A 16,529-nucleotide genomic window follows, 5' to 3' on the forward strand; every position below is an offset into this window, starting at 1 on the left:
TGGCGTGCCGGGGGGCTCAGGCGTGTCAAGGCGGGTTCTCCTCGGTGAGGGTGGTACGGAGAGGAGGCCCCGCACCCGGGCGGGTGCGGGGCTCGGTGGTGCGGGGTCAGTTGCGCCAGGTGTCGCTGAGCGTCACCTTGCCGCTCGCCGGGACGGTGGCGGTGCGGTTGGCGCCGCTCTCCCAGGTGACGTTTCCGGCGGCGTCCTTGCGGATGTACTTGTACGCGAACGCGGTGCCCGCGGGCAGGTTCACGTCGAGCTTCCACACGGGGTAGGCGGCCGGGTCGAGCTTGAGGGCGCTACCGGGGTTCCAGTTGCCGAGGGCGGCGTGGTCGCCGGTGACGTAGATGTTCTGGCCGGGGGTCGTGGTGGCCGTCACGTTGAACGAGGCGCCGCTGGTGGCGGGCGGCGGGGTGGTGGGGTCGGTGGAGCCGCCGCCGCAGGACGTGGCGCCGGTGTGGAGGGCGAGCGCCGTGTTGGCGCCGAGGGTGGCGGTGAACCGGCCGGAGCCGTCGACCGTGACGGGCTTGCCGCTCTGGACGTCGCAGTACGTGCCGGCGGGCAGCGAGGTCTGGAACGTCTGGGTCAGCGGGCCGGTCTCGTGGTTGATGGCCACGTACGCCTTGGTGCCGCGCCCGAAGGCGATGGCGTTGTTGCCGTTGTCCCACCAGTTCGTGACGCCCTGACCGCGGGCCACGTTCCGGAAGGCGACCATCGACTTGATCTCGGTCCAGGCGTGCTGGCACTTCCAGCCGTCGCTGTAGCAGGCGTTGACCTGCCCGCCGGCCGGGGCGCCGGCGTCCTTGTGGGACCACTCGTAGCCGGAGTGGACGTCCGGGGAGCCGTAGGGCCAGGCGAGCATGAAGACGTTCGCGAGGGTGTAGGTGGCGCCGCTCTTGTAGTTGAGGGTGTCGCCGTTGCGCTCGGTGTCGTGGTTGTCGACGAAGACGCCGGACTGGCCGGAGGGCATGTACCCCCACGCCTCGCCGAAGTTCTTCAGGTGGGCGAGCTTCTCGCCGTTGAAGACCCGCTTGAGGTCGCGGGCGTAGCGGAACTCCTGCACGTCGCCGTTGCCGAGGTACTCGCTCGGGGAGACGGCCTCGCCGGCGCCGTGTATCGCCTCCTGCTTCCAGTAGGCGTTGGGGTTGGTCAGCCGGGACTTGATGTTCGCCAGGTCGGCGGCCGGCATGTGCTTGGCGGCGTCGATGCGGAACCCGTCGACCCCCAGCGACAGCAGGTCGTTCATGTACGCGGCGATGCGGCTGCGGACGTACTCCTCGCCGGTGTCCAGGTCGGCGAGGCCGACCAGCTCGCACTGCTGGACGTTCCAGCGGTCCTGGTAGTTGTTGATCTCCGCGGTGCAGTTGTCGAAGTCGGTCGCGGAGTAGGTGCCGGGGTAGGTGTACTTCGTGTACGACGACCCGCCGGTTCCCGTGCCGCTGCCGGAGGTCATGTGGTTGATGACCGTGTCGGCGACGACCTTGACGCCCGCGGCGTGGCAGGTGTCGACCATGCTCTTGAAGGCGGCGCGGTCGCCGAGGGGGCCGGCGATGCGGTAGCTGACGGGCTGGTACGCCGTCCACCACGCGGAGCCCTGGATGCGCTCCTGCGGGGGCGAGACCTGCACGTAGCCGTACCCGGCGGGGCCGAGCGTGTCGGTGCACGCCTTGGCGACCGACGCGAACTTCCACTCGAACATCACCGCGGTGACGTCCTTGTCTCCGGGCGCGGCGGCCTGGGCGGTCTGGCTCGGCGCCGTGACGCCGACTGCGGCTCCCGCCGCGAGGGCGAGTGCGGCGGCCACGGTTCTTCTGGCCATGTTTCCTCCTGGGGAGGGGAGGTGCGGATGCGGTGGGGGCAGCCTCGTACGGCAACGCGCCGTGCCCGCAAGGCCGGTTGAATCTTCTTGCTGCAAGACGGCAGCAACAGTTTTCGGTCGTGACCGTACGAGCCCCCCGGCGCAAGGTCAACCCCTCCGACACACTCCACTTACTTCCGGGTCACAACACGGAAACCAGCGCGTTCAGAGGATTGCAAGGGCTTTCGCAAGGTATTGCAGCAGTGTTACGTTCCCTCACGACTCCGGTCCGGTCGGCCGGGGGTTCGGCCGCTCCGGCCGGCCCCACGCGCCCGGCCGGCCGGGCCGGTCGCGTACCGGGAGGTCCGGGGCACGAAAAGCCCCCGCCGCCCCGCAAGGGCAGCCCCGGGCCTCCTGGCTCCACGAACCACACCCCCGGCCGGAACACCGACACGCGACGCACACGCCCTCCGGCACGCCGTGCCCGGCGGCGGATCCGGGAACGCCGAGCGCGAGCGCGTGCCCCATGAGGTGCCAGTCCCGGATCAGCCGGTCCGGCACCGCTGCTCCTCGGTGACCGCCCGCTCCACGCCCCCCGCCCACCGTCTCCCCGCCCCTCCGCGGCGCCCGGGCGTCACCCCCGCCTCGGCCGCTCTTGCGCGGGCGCGGTCAGCGCAGGTCGAGCAGCATCACGTCGTGGAGGTCGGCACCCTGCCACGGGCGCGCCTCGCCGACCTTGCGGTACCCCCACGCCCGGTAGGCGGCCGAAGCGGCCCTGCTCCCGGGGTGGACGTTGAGCAGCACGCGGGCGGCCCCGACGCCGTCGAGCAGCGTCGCGTGCAGCCGGCGTGCCACGCCCCGCCCGCGCCAGGGCCTCCGTACGGCGAGTTCCATGAGCCCGAAGGTGCGGTGGCCGTCCTCGCGGCGCATGTCGTCGGACACGGGTTCCACGAGCCGGTCCCACCAGACCGTGTCGACTCCGAGGCAGTGGCCGTACGCCATGTCGACCGGCTCGCCGTCCTCGGCGCGGGCCAGGGCGGCCCGGAAGGACTCCTTGCGGCACTGGGAGCGGAAGCGCCGGAAGGTCGCCGCCACGTCGTCCGCGGTCTCGTCGTACGGCGGATCGGCGAACACCTCCGCGTAGACCAGCCTGAACGCGTCCTGTGCCCGTACGGCGGACGGCCCGTCCACACGCTCTACGGTCACGGCGCCCTGCCACGTCATGTCGCGCTCCCTCGAACGGTCTCGCGGATGCGCTCGACGCACTCGCGGGGCAAAGCGCTGTCCACTCCCGCGGCAGCCCGCCGAAACTGCTTCACCTTGCCCATCAGGCGAGGAGACGAGATACCTCCGCACGTCGGTACCGCGCTCACTTCCGCGCACGCCTCATCGGCCTCCCCACCGGCGAGGAGCACCCGGGCGAGCTCGACCCGGTGCGTGGCGCCGTTTCGGGCGCGCCGTCCCGCCTCGTGCGAGGCGGGTGCCGGGCCCGCCGTCCTCGGGCGGCCCCGGCCGCTTACCTCGGCGGGGCCGACGTGGAGCCGCGGACCACCAGTTCCGGCTGGAAGACGAACTCCGTGCGCTGCACCGGGTTCCCCTCGATCTCCTCCAGCAGCGCGTCCACCGCCGCCGTCGCCATCGCCCGCACCGGCTGCCGCACGGTCGTCAGCGGCGGGTCCGTGAAGGCGATCAGCGGCGAGTCGTCGAAGCCGACCACCGACACGTCCGACGGCACGTCGAGCCCGCGGGCGCGGACCGCGCGGATCGCGCCCAGGGCCATCAGGTCGCTGCCGCACACGATGCCCGTGCAGCCCTGGTCGAGCAGGACGCTCGCCGCCGCGTGGCCGCCCTCCACGCCGAACAGCGTCGGCTGGACGTACGCCTCGGCCCGTTCGCGTTCCACGCCCAGCATCCGGTGCAGCGCGGAGACGAAGCCCTCGGCCTTGCGGCGGGAGGGCACGTACCGGGTGGGGCCGATGGCGAGGCCGACGCGCTCGTGGCCCAGCTCCACCAGGTGGCGCACGGCCATGCGGGCCGCGGCCCGGTCGTCGGGCGAGACGAAGTGGGCGTCGATGTGCTCGTTGAAGCCGTTGATCAGGACGAACGGGACGCCGCGCGCGGCGAGCCGCTCGTACCGGGAGGGGTCCGCCGACGTGTCGGCGTGCAGGCCGGACAGGAACACGATGCCGGTGACGCCGCGCTCCTCCAACTGCTCGACCAGCTCGTCCTCGGTGGCCCCGCCCGGCATCTGCGTGCACAGCACCGGCGTGTACCCGTAGCCGGCCAGGACCTGCTCGATGACCTGGGCGAACGCCGGGAAGATGGGGTTGGTCAACTCGGGGATGAGGAGCCCGATGAGGCCCGCGCTGCGCTGCCTGAGCCGTACGGGACGCTCGTAGCCGAGCACGTCGAGCGCCGCGAGCACGCGGTGGCGGGTGGGTCCCGCGACGCCCGCCTTGCCGTTGAGGACCCGGCTGACGGTCGCCTCGCTCACCCCCGCCTGGGCCGCGATGTCCGCGAGCCGCGGGGCGCCGACGGTCAGGTCGCCGGCGCCCCGCGACGGGGGAAGGGTCACACCGCCCACCAGACGGTCGTGTCGGCGGGCAGTTCGACCGTGCCGTCCACGCTGGTGCGGACCGGCTTGTTGGAGAGCAGGACCCGGCCGGGCGCGTCGACGCGGACCGGCTCGCCGGTCGTGTTCGCGGTGCACACGAACCCCTCGCGGCGGAACGCCAGGACGCCCTCGGGCGCCTCCAGCCACTCCACCGCCCCGCCCGCGCCGAGGCCGGGCTGCTCGCGGCGGACGCGCAGGGCGGCGCGGTACAGCTCCAGGGTGGAGCCGGGCACGCCGGTCTGCGCCTCGACGCTCAGGGCGCCCCAGGTGGCGGGCTGCGGCAGCCAACTGCCGCCGGAGCCGAAGCCGTACGAGCTGCCCTCGACGGTCCACGGGATCGGGACGCGGCAGCCGTCGCGGAAGCCGTCCTGGCCGCTGGCGCGGAAGAACGACGGGTCCTGGCGGACCTCGTCCGGCAGGTCGGTGACGTCGGGCAGGCCGAGCTCCTCGCCCTGGTAGACGTACGCGGAGCCGGGCAGGGCCAGCATCAGCAGGGTCGCCGCGCGGGCGCGGCGCAGGCCGAGCTCGCGGTCGCCGGGCACGCGAAGCTGGGTGCCGAGGCCGGGCGGGTTGGCGAAGCGGGTGGCGTGCCGGGTGACGTCGTGGTTGGAGAGCACCCAGGTGGCGGGGGCGCCGACGGGGCGCATCGCGGCGAGGGACGCGTCGATGACCCGGCGCAGCTCGACGGCGTCCCAGTGGGTGCCCAGGTACTGGAAGTTGAACGCCTGGTGCATCTCGTCGGAGCGCACGTAGTTGGCGGTGCGCTCGACGGTGGGGGTCCACGCCTCGGCGACGAGGACGCGCTCGCCGTCGTACTCCTCCAGGACCTTGCGCCAGCTCCGGTAGATCTCGTGGACGCCGTCCTGGTCGAAGAACGGCATCACGTCGTTGCCGAGGAGCTTGAGCTGGTCGTGGGCGCCGATGTCGGGCAGGCCGGGCGCCTTGACCAGGCCGTGGGCGACGTCGACGCGGAAGCCGTCGACGCCCATGTCGAGCCAGAACCGCAGGATGGAGCGGAACTCGTCGTGGACGGCGGGGTGGTCCCAGTTGAAGTCGGGCTGCTCGGGGGCGAACAGGTGGAGGTACCACTCGCCGTCCTCGACACGGGTCCAGGCGGGGCCGCCGAAGATGGACTCCCAGTCGTTGGGCGGGAGTTCGCCGTTCTCGCCCTTGCCGGGGCGGAAGTGGTAGCGCTCGCGCAGCGGGGAGCCGGGGCCCTCGCGCAGGGCGCGCTGGAACCACTCGTGCTGGTCGGAGGAGTGGTTGGGGACGAGGTCGACGATGATGCGCAGGCCCAGCTCGTGGGCCTCGCGGACGAGGGCGTCGGCGTCGAGGAGGGTGCCGAACATCGGGTCGATGGCCCGGTAGTCGGCGACGTCGTACCCGGCGTCGGCCTGCGGCGACGCGTAGAAGGGGCTCAGCCAGACGGCGTCGACGCCGAGCTCCTTCAGGTACGGCAGGCGGCTGCGGACGCCCTCCAGGTCGCCCATGCCGTCGCCGTTGCCGTCGGCGAAGCTGCGCGGGTAGACCTGGTAGATCACCGCTTCTCTCCACCAGCCGGTGTCCGTGCCGGTGGTCGGGGCGGCGGGGGCGGCAAGGTGCTGGGTCATGTCTTCCCTGGGTGGAGTGGGATGGGGGCGGTGCCGGGTCCGGCGACGGGGCTGTCGGGCCGGACCGGCACCGCCGTCTGGGGGCGCGGGCGGGTCGGACGGGTCCCGGTGGGGACGGGTCCGGGCGGTGCTCAGCCCTTGGTGCCGCCCGCCGTGAGGCCGGCGACGAGGTTGCGCTGGACCAGGAGGAACACCAGGCCCGCCGGGATCGTGATGATCACCGCGGAGGCCGTGAGGTAGCCCCACTCGGCCTTGTGCTGGCCGATGAAGCTCTGCAGGCCGACCGAGAGGGTGAGCATCGAGTCGGTGGAGAGGAAGGCGCGGGCGAAGGCGACCTCCCCCCACGCGGTGAGGAAGGAGTAGAACGCGGTGACGGCGAGGCCGGGCTTGGCCAGGGGCAGGATCAGCCGGTAGAAGGTGCCGAAGGGGGTGAGCCCGTCGACCCGGCCGGCCTCGTCGATCTCGTGCGGGATCGTGTCGAAGTAGCCCTTCATCATCCAGGCGCAGAACGGCACCGACACCGAGCAGTACGTGAGGATCAGGCCCAGGTACGAGTCGAGCAGGCCCATGCTGCCGAGGATGTTGTACAGGGCGACGATCAGCACGGCGACGGGGAACATCTGCGTGATGAGCAGCACCCACATCAGCGACTTGTGGCCGGGGAAGCGCATCCGGGAGATGGCGTAGCCGGTGGAGGCGGCGACGAAGACGCCGACGAGCGTGGTGCCGGCGGCGACGAGCAGCGAGTTGGCGAACCAGCGCGGGAACTCGGTCTCGCTCAGCACGTACGCGTAGTTGCTGATCTCCAGGCCGCCCTCGGCGCTGGTCGGCCTGGTCCAGCCGCTCCGGCCGCGCAGCGAGATGAAGACCATGTACGCGATCGGGAAGACCGCGACGAGGCTGGCGAGGACCAGCGCGCCGTGCAGTCCGGCCGAGGCGAGCGGGGAGCGCTCCTCACGGCCGCGGACCTTGCGGGGGCGGGTGCCGCCGGAGCCGGAGCCGGCGGCGCCGGGCGCGCCGGCCGCGGCGCGGGCCGCCGGGGCGTTCTTCCGGGGTTCGGTCACCGTGCTCATCGGACGGCCTCCTGACGGTCGAGGATCCGGCGGTAGAAGACGGCGAAGACGAGGAGCATGGAGAGGATGAGGATCCCGTACGTGGCGGCGCCCGCGTAGTCGCGCACGGAGCCGAAGGCGAGCCGGTAGGCGTAGGTCACGAGGATCTCGCTGTGCAGGGCGTTCGCCTCACCGAGCATCAGGTAGATGATCGGGAACATGTTGAACGTCCAGATGGTGCCCAGCATGATCACCGTGGCGCTGACCGGGCGCAGTCCCGGCAGGGTGACGTGGCGGAACCGCTGCCAGGGGGTGGCGCCGTCCATCTCGGCGGCTTCGTACTGCTCGCTGGAGATGGCCTGGAGGCCGCCGAGGATCGCGACCATCATGAACGGCACGCCGAGCCAGACGTTGACGCCGATGACGGCGACCTTCTGCATGAAGGTGTCGCCGAGCCAGTCGACGGGGCCGATGCCCAACTGGCCGAGGACGGCGTTGAAGATGCCGGACTCGGAGTTGTACATCATGCGCCAGACGTAGGTGGCGACGAAGGCCGGCACCGCCCACGGCAGGATGAGCAGCACGCGGTACAGGGAGCGGCCCTTGAGCTTGCGGTTGAGCAGCAGGGCCAGGCCCAGGCCGATCGTGTAGTGGAGGAACACGCAGGACGCGGTCCACACCACGGTCCACAGGAGCTTGGGGTAGAACTCGCCGTCGGCACCCGACAGCACCCGCCAGTAGTTGTCGAAGCCGACGAACTGGTAGGTGGCCGGGATCTCGGTCGCGCCGAGCTGCTTGGCGACGTTGAGCTCGTTGGCGTCGGTGAACGACAGGTAGACGCCCCGGCCCAGCGGGTAGGCGATCAGCACGCCGATGACCAGCACCACCGGCAGCACCATGGCCCAGGCGTACCAGTGCCGGTCGTACGAACGCTTCATGCGGGTGAGCAGCCCGGCCCGGGCAGGCCGCGCGGCCGTGGCGGGATCTGCGGTGGCTGTCTTCATGGAAGTTGTTTTCCCTCAGTGCGTACGGGTCCGGCCCGGACCGGCGTCCGCGTCCTCGCGGTGCCGGTCCGGGCCGAAGGGGCTCAGTCGACCGAGTACTCCTTGAGGGAGTTGATGTTGGTCTTCCACTTCTCGGCGGTGGTGTCGAGGCCCTTCTCGACGGTGGTGTTGCCCTTGAGGATCTCGATGTACTGCTTGGTCCACTCGGTGAACATGTCGCTCACGCCGGAGACGGCGGGACGCGCGGTGGAGTCGGCCAGCACGTTCTTGAAGGAGGCGCGGATCGGGTCGGCGACGACCTTGACGGTGTAGGCGTCGTCACGGGTCGGCAGGACGCCGGTCTCGGTGGCGGCGAACTCCTGCGACGCGGCGGAGGTCATGAACGCCACGAACTTCTGGGCGGCCGTCTTGTGGGCGGCGTCGGCACCGTTGTAGACGACCAGGTTGTGGCCGCCGGTGGGCGTGCCGGCCTTGCCGGCGGAGCCGGACGGGACCGGGGCGACGCCCAGGTTGTCCTTGTTCTTGAACGCCTTGCCGGTGAGGTCGTCGGCCGTGGACCACGGGCCGTTGACGACCATGGCGACCTTGCCGTCCTTGAAGGCGGCCTGCATGTTGTTGTAGCCGTCGGTGAAGTCCGGCTTGACGGCGACACCGCTCTTGACCATGTCGACGACGGTCTGGAGGGCCTTCTTGCCGGCCTCGTCGTTGACGGTGATCTTCTTGGTCCCGGTGTCGACCATCGTGCCGCCCTCGCCGTAGAGGAACGGCAGGGCGAAGTAGCTGTCCGGGTTGAGGTAGATGCCGTCGACGCCGGTCTTCTGCTTGATGGTCTTCGCCGCGGTGCTCAGCTCGGCCCAGGTCTTCGGCGGCTGGACGCCGGCCTTCGCGAAGACCTCCTTGTTGTAGAGGAGCGCGAGGGCGTCGGTGACCTGCGGGACGCCGTACAGCTTCCCGTTGACCTTGGCGCCGTCGACCAGGCCCTGGTTGAAGGAGTCGATCTCCTTGGTGGCGGGCGTGCCGTCGAGCGGGGCGAGGTACTGGTTCTCGGCGAGGCCGGCGGTCCAGCCGACGTCGGCGCGCAGCACGTCGGGGGCGTTGCCGGCCTGGGCGGCGGTCTTGTACTTCTGCTCGGCCTCGGCGAACGGGACGTTCTGGTACGTGACCTTGATGTCCTTGTGCGCGGCCTCGAACTTCTCGATCAGCTTCTTGTAGGTCGGCGCCTCGTTCGTGGCATCCGAGGTGTCCCACCAGGTGATGGTGACCGGGCCGCCGGCCGCCTTGTCCTCACTGTCGCCGCCGCAGGCCGTCGCCGCGAGGGCCAGGCTCGCGACCAGCGCGGTGGCCGCTATGCCACGCCGCATGTGAACTCCTTCAACTGATCCCGGGAAGACCGAGGCGGAAGGTCTTGCGAAGACTTGCCACCTGCCGACCGCTCCTTCGCGGCGCGCCGGGTTGCCAGGAACGTAACAGGGATGAAAACGAGCCGAAAGACCTTGCGGCAAATTTCTGCAAGGCCAGGGGATCGTTACATCCACGTGTCCCTACAGTTGCCGTCGCATCGCTTGACACTCCAGGCGCGAGCGCCCTCGCGCCCTTCCATGCGCCCCCGCAACCGGCCTTGCGGAGCCCCGGAAGGCTCTGCAAGCCTTTTCACACCGCTTGCAGAACGTCGCGTTCCGGACGAGAGGCACCGCGCCCATGGCCCACGAGCTGACCGCACCGGCCCGGACGTCGCAGGACCGGCACCCCGCTCCGCCCGACCGCCCCGACTGGTGGCGGGACGCCGTCATCTACCAGGTGTACGTGCGCTCCTTCGCCGACAGCGACGGCGACGGGATCGGGGACCTGCGCGGCGTGCGGGAGCGGCTGCCGCACCTGGCGGGGCTGGGCGTGGACGCGGTGTGGCTCACCCCCTTCTACGTCTCGCCGCAGGCGGACGGCGGCTACGACGTGGCGGACCACCGCGCGGTCGACCCGGTCTTCGGGGAGCTGGCGGACGCGGACGAGTTGGTCCGGGCGGCGCACGAGCTGGGCCTGCGGGTGATCGTCGACGTCGTCCCCAACCACACGTCCGACCGGCACCCCTGGTTCCAGGAGGCCCTCGCCGGCACGGGCCGGGACCGGTACCACTTCCGCCCCGGCAAGGGCCCGGACGGGTCGCTGCCACCCAACGACTGGGAGTCCGTCTTCGGCGGCCCGGCCTGGACGCGGGTGCCGGACGGCTCCTGGTACCTGCACCTGTTCGCCCCGCAGCAGCCGGACCTGAACTGGGAGAACGAGGAGGTGCGGGCCGAGTTCGCGTCCGTGCTGCGGTTCTGGCTGGACCTGGGGGTCGACGGGTTCCGCGTCGACGTCGCGCACGGGATGGTGAAGGCGCCGGGGCTGCCCGACATCGGCCACCGCGAGCAGGCCCGGCTGATCGGCGCGCAGCGGCTGCCGTTCTTCGACCAGGACGGCGTCCACGAGATCCACCGCGACTGGCGGCGCCTCCTCGACTCGTACGGGGGGCAGCGCATCGCGGTCGCCGAGGCGTGGGCGCCGACACCGGAGCGGATCGCCCTGTACGTACGCCCCGACGAGCTGCACCAGGCGTTCAACTTCCCCTACCTGCGGTGCCCGTGGGAGGCCGACGCGCTGCGCGCAGTGATCGACGCGTCGCTGCGCGCGACCGCGTCGGTGGGCGCCCCCGCGACCTGGGTGCTGTCCAACCACGACGTGGTGCGGCACGCGACGAGGCTGGGCGGCCTGCGCAGGGCGCGGGCGGCGGCGCTGCTGATGCTGGCGCTGCCCGGCTCCGCCTACCTGTACCAGGGCGAGGAGCTGGGGCTGCCGGAGGTCACGGACCTGCCGGACGAGCTGCGCCAAGACCCGGCGTTCCATCGCGGCGAAGGGCAGGAGGGGCTGCGGGACGGCTGCCGGGTGCCGATCCCGTGGACGCCGGACGGCCCCTCGTACGGGTTCGGGCCGGGCGGGAGCTGGCTGCCGCAGCCCGAGGGGTGGGGCTCGCTGTCGGTGGCGGCCCAGACCGGCGACCCGGCGTCGACGCTGGAGCTGTACCGGACCGCCCTGGCCGTGCGCCGCGGACACCCCGCGCTGGGCGCGGGCGGCCCGGTGGAGTGGCTCCCCGTGCCGCGCGGGCTCCTCGCGTTCCGGCGGGTCGCCCGGGGCGGCGGCGTGGTGTGCGTCGCCAACACCACGGACCGCGCGGTGGAGCTCCCCCGCCCCGGCGGTCCCGGCGGGCGGCCCCTGCTGACCAGCGACGCGGAGGGGGAGACCGCGCCCGGGGACGGTCCGGACGGCCCGGCGGACACCGTCGTGGCCGCCCCCGACTCCTGCTCCTGGTGGGCAATCTGACGTGCGCCCGGTACAGTCCCACCACATGACCGCGCGGCTAGCCGACATCGCAGCCCAGGCGGGGGTCAGCGAAGCCACAGTCAGCCGCGTGCTCAACGGCAAGCCCGGTGTGGCCGCGGCCACCCGCCAGTCCGTGCTGGCCGCGCTGGACGTCCTCGGCTACGAACGGCCGGTGCGGCTGCGGCAGCGCAGCGCCGGACTCGTGGGGCTGATCACACCCGAGCTGGACAACCCGATCTTCCCGGCGCTGGCCCAGGTCATCGGCCAGGCCCTGACCCGTCAGGGATACACGCCGGTCCTCGCCACGCAGACACCGGGCGGATCCACCGAGGACGAGCTGACCGAGATGCTCGTCGAGCGCGGCGTCTCCGGCATCATCTTCGTCTCCGGCCTGCACGCCGACACGACCGCCGACACGCAGCGGTACGACCAGCTGCGCGGCAAGGGCGTCCCGTTCGTCCTGATCAACGGCTTCTCGCCGCAGATCCAGGCGCCGTTCGTCTCCCCCGACGACCGGGCCGCGATGAAGCTCGCCGTCACGCACCTCGCCTCCCTCGGCCACACCCGGATCGGCCTCGCGGTCGGGCCGAAGCGGTTCGTGCCCGTCCTACGCAAGATCGAGGGCTTCCACGCCGGGATGCGGGAGCGGCTCGGCCTCTCCCCGGAGCGGATCGAGGAACTGATCCAGCACTCCCTGTACACGCTCGAAGGCGGGCAGGCGGCGGCGGGCGCGCTCATCGAGCGGGGCTGCTCGGCGATCGTGTGCGCCAGCGACATGATGGCGCTCGGCGCGATCCGCGCGGCCCGGCAGCGGGGGCTGCGGGTGCCGGGGGACGTGTCCGTCGTCGGCTTCGACGACTCGCCCCTCATAGCCTTCACCGACCCGCCCCTGACCACGATCCGGCAGCCGGTGCAGGCGATGGGGCAGGCGGCGGTGCGGGCGCTGCTGGAGGAGGTCGGCGGTACGCCCGCCCCCCACAGCGAGTTCGTCTTCATGCCCGAGCTGGTCGTGCGCGGCTCGACGGCCGCGGGGCCCCGGGGTCAGCGGTCCTCCGGAAGGCGGACTGATGGCGACGAGAATCCGATTGAAGGATGATCGACCTACAGGGCCTTTCTGGCAGACTCTCCGCTCATGGGTGACAGGATTTTGACCACGTTGGAAGGCCGTTCGGCGGGGCGCCCGGCCGCGTGGCGCCGGCTGCGTTCCCCGCGCCATCCGCGCATCTGGGTCGAGCTCCTGCTCCTCGCGGTCAGTTACGGCGTGTACTCGCTCATCCGCAACGCGGTACCGGAGCAGAAGGCGAAGGCGCTGCGCAACGCCGACTGGATCTGGCACGCCGAGCACCGCCTGGGCCTGGCCTTCGAGAAGGCGGTCAACCACGCGGTGAACTCGGTGGACTGGCTCATCGTGTCGATGAACTACTACTACGCGACCCTGCACTTCATCGTCACCATCGGCGTGCTGGTGTGGCTCTACCGCCGGCACCCGGGCCGTTACGCGGCGATCCGCATGATCCTGTTCTCCACCACCGCCGTGGCCCTGCTCGGCTACTACCTGTACCCGCTCGCTCCCCCCCGGTTGATGGAGAGCGAGGACTTCGTCGACACGGTGCTGGTCCACCAGACCTGGGGGTCCATGGCCTCGGGCGACCTGAAGCACATGTCGAACCAGTACGCCGCGATGCCGTCGATGCACATCGGCTGGTCCCTGTGGTGCGGGCTGGCGATATTCGCCCTCGCCAAGGCGCCGTGGGCACGGATCCTGGGGCTGCTGTACCCGGCGGCCACGCTGGTCGTGATCGTCGCGACCGCCAACCACTTCTGGATGGACGCCGTGGGCGGCATGCTCTGCCTCGGCTTCGGCCTCGGCCTCGTGTACGCCTGGTACGGGGCGCTGCCGCACCGGCTGCCGCGGTACGCGCGCGGTCGCACCGCGCGGGGGGACGCCGGCGCCGGTGCGCAGCCGGTCGCCGCGCCCGCCATCGGCGCGGGCGGCTCCGGGGACCCGGCGGCGTCCGCGGTGGGCGCGGCCCACGCGCCGTAGGGCGGCGGGCCCGCGCCCGGCGGGCGGCCGGGGCTCACCCCCCGTAGAACAGCTCGTCCACCACGGCCCGGGCGCGGCGCGTCGTCCGCCGGTAGTCGTCCACCATCTCCCCGGCGTGACCGGGCTCGTACCCCAGGTAGCGGCCCACGGCGGCCAGTTCCCGCGCGTCGGCCGGGAACATGTCGCCGGCGCGGCCCCGCACCAGCATCACGCCGTTGCGGACGCGGGTGGCCAGGACCCACGCCTCGTCGAGGGTCCGCGCGTCCCGCTCGCTGATCAGCCCCGCGTCGCGTGCGGCGGCCAGCGCCCCGCGCGTGCCGGTCGTCCGCAGGCCCGGCACCTCGTGGCCGTGCCGCAACTGCATGAGCTGCACCGTCCACTCCACGTCGGACAGGCCGCCCCGGCCCAGCTTCGTGTGCAGGGTGCGGTCGGCCCCGCGCGGCAGCCGCTCGTTCTCCATCCGGGCCTTGAGGCGGCGGATCTCGCGCACGGCCGCCTCGTCGAGGCCCTTCGCCGGGTACCGGAGCGGGTCGACGAGCTCGATGAACCGGCGGCCCAGGTCGGGGTCGCCCGCCATCGGCTCGGCCCGCAGCAGGGCCTGGCTCTCCCACCCCAGCGACCAGCGCCGGTAGTACGCCTCGTACGACCTGAGCGTGCGCACCAGGGGCCCGCTGCGGCCCTCGGGGCGCAGGTCCGCGTCGATCAGCAGCGGCGGGTCGGCGGTCGGCAGTTGCAGCAGCCGGCGCATCTCGGCGACGACCCGGTTCGCGGCGCGGGCCGCCTCCTGCTCGTCGACGCCGTCGCGCGGTTCGTGGACGAACAGCACGTCGGCGTCGGACCCGTAGCCCAGCTCGTGGCCGCCGAAGCGGCCCATGCCGATGACCGCGAAGCGGGTGGGGAGCGCGTCGCCCCACTCGGCGCGCACGGCGGCGCGCAGGGCACCGGCGACGGTCGCCGCGTTGAGGTCCGTGAGGGCCCGGCCCACCCGGTCCACCAGCGCGCCCGCGTCCGGGTGTGCCGGGGCCTCCTCGGTCCCGTACGACGCGATGATGTCGGCGGCGGCCGTGCGGAACAGCTCCCGGCGGCGGACCCCGCGGGCCGCGGCCACCGCCTGCTCCGGGGTGTCGGCGCGGCCGACCGCCGCGAGGATCTCCGGCTCCAGGTGGCTGCGGCGGCGCGGCTCCAGGCCCTCCCGGGCGCCCAGGATCGCCACCGCCTCGGGGGCGCGCAGCAGCAGGTCCGGGGCGAGGCGGCCGGCGGACAGCACACGGGCCAGGTTCTCCGCGGCGGCGCCCTCGTCGCGCAGCAGCCGCAGGTACCAGGGGGTGGTGCCGAGCGCGTCCGACACCTTCCGGAAGCCGAGCAGACCGGCGTCGGGGTCGGCGGAGTCGGCGAACCAGCCCAGCAGCACCGGCAGCAGGGTGCGCTGGATGGCGGCCTTGCGGCTCACCCCGGACGACAGGGCCTCCAGGTGGCGCAGGGCGGCCACCGGGTCGGCGTACCCGAGCGCCTCGAGGCGCTGCCCGGCCGCCTCGGGGCTGAGCCGGGTCTCGCCGGGGGCGAGCTGGGCGACGGCGTCGAGCAGCGGCCGGTAGAACAGCTTCTCGTGGAGGCGCCGCACGACGGACGCGTGCCGCTTCCACTCCCGGTGCAGCTCCGCGACGGGGTCCGCGCGCAGCCCCAGCGAGCGGCCCAGGCGGCGCAGGTCCTCCTCGCCCTCCGGGACCAGGTGCGTGCGGCGCAGCCGGTGGAGCTGGATGCGGTGCTCCATGGCGCGCAGGAACCGGTACGCCGCGTCGAGCTGCGCGGCGTCGGTCCGGCCGACGTAGCCGCCGGCGGCGAGGGCGGCGAGCGCGTCGAGGGTCGTGCCGCTGCGCAGCGTCGCGTCGCTGCGGCCGTGGACGAGCTGGAGGAGCTGGACGGCGAACTCCACGTCGCGCAGGCCGCCCGGGCCCAGCTTGAGCTCCCGCTCCAGGTGGGCGGGCGGGATGTTGTCGACGACGCGGCGGCGCATCTTCTGCACGTCGGTGACGAAGTTCTCCCGCTCGGCGGCCTGCCAGACCATCGGGGACAGCGCCTCGACGTACGCGGCGCCCAGCTCGGTGTCGCCGGCGACCGGGCGGGCCTTGAGCAGCGCCTGGAACTCCCAGGTCTTCGCCCAGCGCCGGTAGTAGGCGACGTGGCTGGAGAGGGTGCGGACGAGGGGGCCGTTGCGGCCCTCGGGGCGGAGGTTGGCGTCGACGGGCCAGATCGCGCCCTCGACGGTGGTCTCCGAGCAGATCCGCATCAGGTGGGAGGCGAGGCGGGTGGCGGCCTGGAGCGCCTCCCGCTCGTCGGTGCCGTCGACGGCCTCCCCCACGAAGATCACGTCCACGTCGGAGACGTAGTTCAGCTCGTGGCCGCCGCACTTGCCCATCGCGATGACCGCGAGCCGGCACCGCGCGGCGTCCTCGGGGGCGGCGGCGCGGGCGAGGGCGAGCGCCGCGCGGAGCGTCGCCGTGGCGAGGTCGGCCAGCTCGGCGGCGGTCTGGGCGACGTCGGTGGTGCCGCACACGTCGCGGGCCGCTATGGCGAGGAGGCTGCGGCGGTAGGCGACGCGCAGGGAGACCGGGTCGGTGGCGGCGGCGAGGTCGCGCTCGAATTCCGTGACCCCGGGGTGCAGGTCGGCCGCCTCGTACGTGACGAGGGCCCGCCAGTCCAGCGGGTGCCGCGCCAGGTGGTCGCCGAGCGCCTCGGAGGCGCCGAGCACGCCGAGGAGCCGGTCGCGCAGCGGCTTCGCGGAGACCAGCGTGGACAGCAGCTCCTGCGGCCCGTCGGGCTGCGCCTCCGCGAGCCGCACCAGGCCGCGCAGGGCGAGGTCCGGGTCGGCGCTCGCCCCGAGGGCGTCGAGGAGGACGGGGTCGGCGCGGACCGGGGCCAGGGCGGGGCCGGCGAGGAGCCTCTCGGCGGTGGACGCGTCGGTGAAGCCGTGCCGCAGCAGCCGTGTGAAGGTACTGCTCCTACGCCCCGGCGCCGTCGTCATGTCGGCCTCTCCCTCCACGCGTTCACGCTGG

General features: G+C 72.7%; 11 protein-coding genes. 3 read left to right on the forward strand and 8 right to left on the reverse strand.

Going from position 1 to position 16,529, the window contains the following annotated elements:
• Positions 1-106 precede the first annotated feature (106 nt).
• The 7 genes from RND61_RS16185 to RND61_RS16215 form a co-directional block, all read right to left on the reverse strand.
• A complete protein-coding gene (locus RND61_RS16185; RefSeq protein WP_315878660.1) occupies positions 107-1,819 on the reverse strand; it encodes a carbohydrate-binding module family 20 domain-containing protein in 1,713 nt (570 codons plus the stop codon).
• Between the two features lie 648 nt (positions 1,820-2,467).
• A complete protein-coding gene (locus RND61_RS16190) occupies positions 2,468-3,022 on the reverse strand; it encodes a GNAT family N-acetyltransferase (protein ID WP_315878661.1) in 555 nt (184 codons plus the stop codon).
• A 292-nt stretch (positions 3,023-3,314) separates the two neighbouring features.
• A complete protein-coding gene (locus tag RND61_RS16195; RefSeq protein WP_315878662.1) occupies positions 3,315-4,382 on the reverse strand; it encodes a LacI family DNA-binding transcriptional regulator in 1,068 nt (355 codons plus the stop codon).
• Positions 4,370-6,022 carry a glycoside hydrolase family 13 protein gene (locus RND61_RS16200; RefSeq protein WP_315878663.1) on the reverse strand — a complete coding sequence of 551 codons (1,653 nt, stop codon included), beginning with the start codon at positions 6,020-6,022 and terminating at the stop codon, positions 4,370-4,372. Before RND61_RS16200 ends, RND61_RS16195 begins: the two co-directional genes overlap by 13 nt.
• A 131-nt stretch (positions 6,023-6,153) precedes the next feature.
• The gene (locus RND61_RS16205; RefSeq protein ID WP_315878664.1) at positions 6,154-7,095 is read right to left on the reverse strand and encodes a sugar ABC transporter permease; all 942 of its coding nucleotides are present in this window, start codon (positions 7,093-7,095) and stop codon (positions 6,154-6,156) included.
• A complete protein-coding gene (locus RND61_RS16210; protein ID WP_315878665.1) occupies positions 7,092-8,078 on the reverse strand; it encodes a carbohydrate ABC transporter permease in 987 nt (328 codons plus the stop codon). Before RND61_RS16210 ends, RND61_RS16205 begins: the two co-directional genes overlap by 4 nt.
• A gap of 83 nt (positions 8,079-8,161) precedes the next feature.
• The gene (locus tag RND61_RS16215) at positions 8,162-9,439 is read right to left on the reverse strand and encodes an extracellular solute-binding protein (RefSeq protein ID WP_315878666.1); all 1,278 of its coding nucleotides are present in this window, start codon (positions 9,437-9,439) and stop codon (positions 8,162-8,164) included.
• Positions 9,440-9,776: 337 nt separating this feature from the next.
• Here RND61_RS16215 and RND61_RS16220 point away from each other — a divergent pair, with 337 nt between their 5' ends.
• The 3 genes from RND61_RS16220 to RND61_RS16230 are packed head-to-tail and all read left to right on the forward strand — an operon-like array spanning position 9,777 to position 13,476.
• Positions 9,777-11,432, forward strand: a complete 1,656-nt coding sequence (locus tag RND61_RS16220) for a glycoside hydrolase family 13 protein (RefSeq protein ID WP_315878667.1) — start codon at positions 9,777-9,779, stop codon at positions 11,430-11,432.
• 25 nt (positions 11,433-11,457) lie between these two features.
• The gene (locus RND61_RS16225; protein ID WP_315878668.1) at positions 11,458-12,528 is read left to right on the forward strand and encodes a LacI family DNA-binding transcriptional regulator; all 1,071 of its coding nucleotides are present in this window, start codon (positions 11,458-11,460) and stop codon (positions 12,526-12,528) included.
• Positions 12,529-12,564: 36 nt separating this feature from the next.
• Complete coding sequence (locus tag RND61_RS16230) at positions 12,565-13,476, forward strand: phosphatase PAP2 family protein (RefSeq protein ID WP_315878669.1); 912 nt, start codon at positions 12,565-12,567, stop codon at positions 13,474-13,476.
• Between the two features lie 34 nt (positions 13,477-13,510).
• Here RND61_RS16230 and RND61_RS16235 read toward each other — a convergent pair whose 3' ends face one another.
• Positions 13,511-16,498 carry a bifunctional [glutamine synthetase] adenylyltransferase/[glutamine synthetase]-adenylyl-L-tyrosine phosphorylase gene (locus tag RND61_RS16235; RefSeq protein WP_315878670.1) on the reverse strand — a complete coding sequence of 996 codons (2,988 nt, stop codon included), beginning with the start codon at positions 16,496-16,498 and terminating at the stop codon, positions 13,511-13,513.
• Positions 16,499-16,529 lie beyond the last annotated feature (31 nt).

This window comes from Streptomyces tamarix (genome assembly GCF_032423885.1).
GTDB classification, from domain to species: Bacteria; Actinomycetota; Actinomycetes; order Streptomycetales; family Streptomycetaceae; genus Streptomyces; species Streptomyces tamarix.

Bases quoted from the DNA above. Each gene is read 5' to 3' on its own strand.
- RND61_RS16185 (WP_315878660.1), bottom strand. From the start codon at position 1,819: ATGGCCAGAAGAACCGTGGCCGCCGCACTCGCCCTCGCGGCGGGAGCC.
- RND61_RS16190 (WP_315878661.1), bottom strand. From the start codon at position 3,022: ATGACGTGGCAGGGCGCCGTGACCGTAGAGCGTGTGGACGGGCCGTCC.
- RND61_RS16200 (WP_315878663.1), bottom strand. From the start codon at position 6,022: ATGACCCAGCACCTTGCCGCCCCCGCCGCCCCGACCACCGGCACGGAC.
- RND61_RS16205 (WP_315878664.1), bottom strand. From the start codon at position 7,095: ATGAGCACGGTGACCGAACCCCGGAAGAACGCCCCGGCGGCCCGCGCC.
- RND61_RS16210 (WP_315878665.1), bottom strand. From the start codon at position 8,078: ATGAAGACAGCCACCGCAGATCCCGCCACGGCCGCGCGGCCTGCCCGG.
- RND61_RS16215 (WP_315878666.1), bottom strand. From the start codon at position 9,439: ATGCGGCGTGGCATAGCGGCCACCGCGCTGGTCGCGAGCCTGGCCCTC.
- RND61_RS16220 (WP_315878667.1), top strand. From the start codon at position 9,777: ATGGCCCACGAGCTGACCGCACCGGCCCGGACGTCGCAGGACCGGCAC.
- RND61_RS16225 (WP_315878668.1), top strand. From the start codon at position 11,458: ATGACCGCGCGGCTAGCCGACATCGCAGCCCAGGCGGGGGTCAGCGAA.
- RND61_RS16230 (WP_315878669.1), top strand. From the start codon at position 12,565: ATGGGTGACAGGATTTTGACCACGTTGGAAGGCCGTTCGGCGGGGCGC.
- RND61_RS16235 (WP_315878670.1), bottom strand. From the start codon at position 16,498: ATGACGACGGCGCCGGGGCGTAGGAGCAGTACCTTCACACGGCTGCTG.